Consider the following 1,393-nt stretch of genomic DNA (forward strand, 5'->3'; position numbering starts at 1 on the left):
GCGGCCAAGAAGTGGTACCACGACCATCTGGGCATGATCGTGCTGCACGAAGAGGTCAACGAGGAGCAGGGCATCGTGGAGGCGATGCTGGCGGTGCGCGGCGCTCCGGTGGGCAGTGCTCAGATCCAACTGATGGCCCCCATCGACGAGTCGTCGACGATCGCGAAGTTCCTGGACAAACGCGGGCCCGGCATCCAGCAGCTGGCCTACCGGGTCAGCGATGTCGAAGCATTGTCCGATCGGTTGACCGAGCAGGGCGTCCGCCTGCTGTACGACGCGCCCCGGCGCGGTACGGCGGACTCCCGGATCAACTTCATCCATCCCAAGGACACCGGCGGGGTGCTCATCGAGTTGGTCGAGCCGGCTCCCGGTCACTGACACTTCAAGACCATTTTCGGGTCAGGCCGCGGGTGGCGCGGTTAGCCCAACACGACGTATGCCAGTGCCGGCGGTCGTCAAGTCCCGCGAACCCGGAGTCGACCGGCCACACCACCACATGCGGTGTGGCGGAACGAATCTCGTGATCACACCCGGGACACCGGTACGTCTTGCGTGCCTGCTCACCGGCGACCGGCCGCACTTCGTAGCGGTAGCCGTCAGGTCCGGTTTCCAGCCGCTGCGACTCGGGCAACAAGCGTGGTTGCCGCCCGCGACGCCGCGGGAGACGGCGCGCAGCCATGCGTCTATGTTAGTCGCACCGTCTCAGAACAGCCGGTACTCGTCGCTGCCCATGCCGCGCATGGCGTCGTAATCGAGTGTCAGGCAACGGATACCGCGATCGGCGGCCAGGGTACGAGCCTGCGGCTTGATCTGCTGTGCGGCGAACACGCCGCTGACCGGCGCGAGCAGGCTATCGCGGTTGAGCAACTCCAGATAGCGGGTGAGCTGCTCAACGCCGTCGATCTCGCCGCGGCGCTTGATCTCCACCGCAATACAGCGGCCCTGCTCGTCGCGGCACAACAGGTCCACCGGCCCGATAGCGGTCATGTACTCACGTCGCACCAGCGAGTACCCCGCGCCCAGCAGCTCGACGTGCTCGGCGAGCAACTCCTGCAGGTGAGCCTCCACGCCGTCTTTGACCAGCCCCGGATCGGCGCCGAGTTCGTGGCTGGAGTCGTGCTCGACGTGCTCGACGGTGATGCGTAACTGATCGTCGGCCTTGTTCTGCACCACCCACACCGGGTACTCGCCGTCGAGTTCCTCGATGAAAGAGCACGGCGGGCTCATCCAATTCAGCGGCTTATAGGCGCGGTCATCGGCATGCACACTCACCGAGCCGTCGGCCTTGATCAGCAGCAGCCGCCGCGCTGACGGCAGATGCGCGGTAAGCCGGCCTGTGTAGTCGACGGTGCACTGGGCGATCACGAGACGCACCCGATCCACCTTAAAGCCG

The 1,393-nt window shown here is 65.7% G+C and carries 3 protein-coding genes; 1 reads left to right on the forward strand and 2 read right to left on the reverse strand.

Translation table 11 applies throughout. The features are described from left to right. Positions 1-378 (forward strand): methylmalonyl-CoA epimerase (mce, locus tag AC2VON_RS10640; protein ID WP_486952924.1); only part of this gene is annotated, 378 nt, incomplete at its 5' end. Positions 379-382: 4 nt separating this feature from the next. On the opposite strand, the gene AC2VON_RS10645 is transcribed toward mce, so the two are convergent. Both AC2VON_RS10645 and nucS read right to left on the reverse strand, forming a co-directional pair. Next, a complete protein-coding gene (locus AC2VON_RS10645) occupies positions 383-679 on the reverse strand; it encodes a hypothetical protein (RefSeq protein ID WP_486952925.1) in 297 nt (98 codons plus the stop codon). Between the two features lie 23 nt (positions 680-702). Beyond that, positions 703-1,374: an endonuclease NucS gene (gene nucS / locus AC2VON_RS10650; RefSeq protein ID WP_486952926.1), complete on the reverse strand. Its 672-nt coding sequence runs from the start codon at positions 1,372-1,374 to the stop codon at positions 703-705. Positions 1,375-1,393: the final 19 nt, after the last annotated feature.

Source organism: Mycobacterium sp. TH-M82, from assembly GCF_057473605.1.

Bases quoted from the DNA above. Each gene is read 5' to 3' on its own strand.
- AC2VON_RS10645 (WP_486952925.1), bottom strand. From the start codon at position 679: ATGGCTGCGCGCCGTCTCCCGCGGCGTCGCGGGCGGCAACCACGCTTG.